The 2133-nt window shown below is 67.8% G+C and carries 4 protein-coding genes; 2 read left to right on the top strand and 2 right to left on the bottom strand.

What is annotated here, in order from left to right; all coding sequences use genetic code 11:
• Positions 1-100: 100 nt before the first annotated feature.
• Positions 101-376, bottom strand: a complete 276-nt coding sequence (locus AC58NV_RS23520; protein WP_366659072.1) for a DUF1467 family protein — start codon at positions 374-376, stop codon at positions 101-103.
• A 56-nt stretch (positions 377-432) separates the two neighbouring features.
• Positions 433-837 carry a methylmalonyl-CoA epimerase gene (gene mce / locus AC58NV_RS23525; RefSeq protein ID WP_497229304.1) on the bottom strand — a complete coding sequence of 135 codons (405 nt, stop codon included), beginning with the start codon at positions 835-837 and terminating at the stop codon, positions 433-435.
• Positions 838-1014: 177 nt separating this feature from the next.
• Between mce and AC58NV_RS23530 the strand changes: the two genes are divergently transcribed.
• Both AC58NV_RS23530 and AC58NV_RS23535 read left to right on the top strand, forming a co-directional pair.
• Positions 1015-1734, top strand: a complete 720-nt coding sequence (locus AC58NV_RS23530; RefSeq protein WP_497229305.1) for a response regulator — start codon at positions 1015-1017, stop codon at positions 1732-1734.
• Position 1735: 1 nt separating this feature from the next.
• A complete protein-coding gene (locus tag AC58NV_RS23535) occupies positions 1736-1879 on the top strand; it encodes a hypothetical protein (RefSeq protein ID WP_497229306.1) in 144 nt (47 codons plus the stop codon).
• Positions 1880-2133 lie beyond the last annotated feature (254 nt).

Consider the following 2133-nt stretch of genomic DNA (forward strand, 5'->3'; position numbering starts at 1 on the left):
CCCCCCCCCCCCGCCACGCCCAAACCGGGACGGAAGCATTTCAATGCCTTCAAGCCGGGCGGGAGGTCCTGCTATCTTGATTGTCTGGTGCCGAGACGGATCACTGCCGCTCCGGCAGCATTCCCATCCAGTCGAAATCATGCACCGAGATCACGCCGGAGATGACGATCGCGCAGATAATGGCCCACAGCACTGCCGCCACGCCGGTGGTGATCCAGGCCTTCTGTTTCAGGAAGTGCTTTTCCGGCGCGCCGGCATGGGTGCCCGGCACCACGTCGCCCCTGTCGCCCTGGGTTTCCAGCCGGATCGGGATGACCACCAGGAAGGTCATGAACCAGATCACCGCATACAGAACGATTGCTGATGTAATGCCCATGGCGCTGGCTCCTCCGGTTTGCCCTGCCCCGCAGCCGGGGCAGGACGCTCATAGCGTCAAACTTCCTCGAGTTCCACCAGGCAGCCGTTGAAATCCTTGGGATGCAGGAACAGAACCGGCTTGCCGTGGGCGCCGATCTTCGGCTCGCCCGACCCCAGCACCCGCGCGCCCTGCGCCTTCAGGTGGTCGCGCGCCGCCAGGATATCCTCCACCTCATAGCAGACATGGTGGATGCCGCCCGCCGGGTTCTTTTCCAGGAAGCTGTTGATCGGCGAATTGTCCCCCAGCGGGTACAACAGCTCGATCTTGGTGTTGGGCAGTTCGATGAACACCACGGTGACGCCGTGATCCGGCTCATCCTGCGGGTCGCCGACCTTGGCGCCCAGCGCGTTGCGGTATTGCGCCGATGCCACCTCCAGATCCGGGACAGCAATGGCAACATGGTTCAAGCGGCCGATCATCTTTGTTGTGCTCCTCTCACAAACATTCCTCCGCAGCGGTTATGGGGGCTTTGCTGCGCCGCGGCAAGTGCGCCAATCCGCACGTCGGCGTCCGTGCCGCTCCTGCGCACGCCCCGTTAACGAGTAATTAGCCTCGAATCCCTAGCGTTGGAACATATCCCGCAAGGAGGATGCGTTATGGACGATTCGGAACTGTTTGCTGCCGCCCAGCGCCTGCCAGCCAGCCGGCGCCCGCTTCTGGGGCTGACCATCCTGGTGGTCGAGGACAGCCGCTTCGCCTGCGAGGCGCTGCGCCTTCTGTGCCTGCGCAGCGGCGCCCGCATCCGCCGCGCCGACTGCCTGAAGTCCGCCCGCCGCCATCTGCAGGTCTACCGCCCGTCGGTGCTGATCGCCGATGTCGGGCTGCCGGACGGTTCCGGCCTCGACCTGATCCGCGAACTGGCCGACGCCAGCCCGCGCCCCAGCGTGATCCTGGCCACCTCCGGCGACCCCAATCTGGCGGCGGCCGCACTCGAAGCAGGCGCCGGCGGCTTCCTGGAAAAACCGATCACCTCGCTCGCCGCCTTCCAGCAGGCGGTGCTGTCCGGCATGCCGGCAGACCGCCAGCCCTGCGGCCCGCGCGCATTGAACGACGAAACGGTGGAGCCGGACCTGATCGCCTACCGCGACGACATGGCCCACGCCGCCGATGTGCTGAACATGGGGCAGGAGGAAAAGACCCTGGCCTATCTGGCGCAGTTCCTGGGCGGCGTTGCCCGCAGCGCCGGCGACAGGCCGCTGGCCGATGCCGCCGACCGCCTGGCCCGCTCGCGGCAGAAAGGCAAGCCGCTCACCCAGGACGCCGCCACGCTGGCCGGGCTGGTGCAGGAGCGGCTGCAGCGCCGCGCGGCGATCTGACATGCTGGAAGCCTGCCTCATCGCCCTCGCCACGCTGATTATTGTCCTTTACGGCCAGGTCCGGCTGGAAGCCCGCACCATCCGCCGCAACCGCCGCAGCTCCGCCGGCGGCCGCGCCCTGATCCTGCAGCCGCGCAGGCAGTAAACCCGATCGGGCACAGCTTCGGGACCGCTTCGTCCTGCGGCAGCCTTTAACAGTCCAGCTGCCGGCAAGACCCTCCCTGTCTGCCGCCTGCGCGTACCGCAACGCAAATGGACCAGGCCCGGCACCAATCTCAATCCCGCAACTCTCCCGCGCCCGCAGCCGCACGGCTTACGCCGTGCTTCTTGGCGGCCTTGGGGGGGGGGGGGGGGGGGGGGGGGGGGGGGGGGGGGGGGGGGGGGGGGGGGGGGGGGGGG

Source organism: Leisingera sp. ANG49, assembly GCF_059694505.1.

Coding starts and splice junctions, on each gene's coding strand:
- AC58NV_RS23520 (WP_366659072.1), bottom strand. CDS start 376: ATGGGCATTACATCAGCAATCGTTCTGTATGCGGTGATCTGGTTCATG.
- mce (WP_497229304.1), bottom strand. CDS start 837: ATGATCGGCCGCTTGAACCATGTTGCCATTGCTGTCCCGGATCTGGAG.
- AC58NV_RS23530 (WP_497229305.1), top strand. CDS start 1,015: ATGGACGATTCGGAACTGTTTGCTGCCGCCCAGCGCCTGCCAGCCAGC.
- AC58NV_RS23535 (WP_497229306.1), top strand. CDS start 1,736: ATGCTGGAAGCCTGCCTCATCGCCCTCGCCACGCTGATTATTGTCCTT.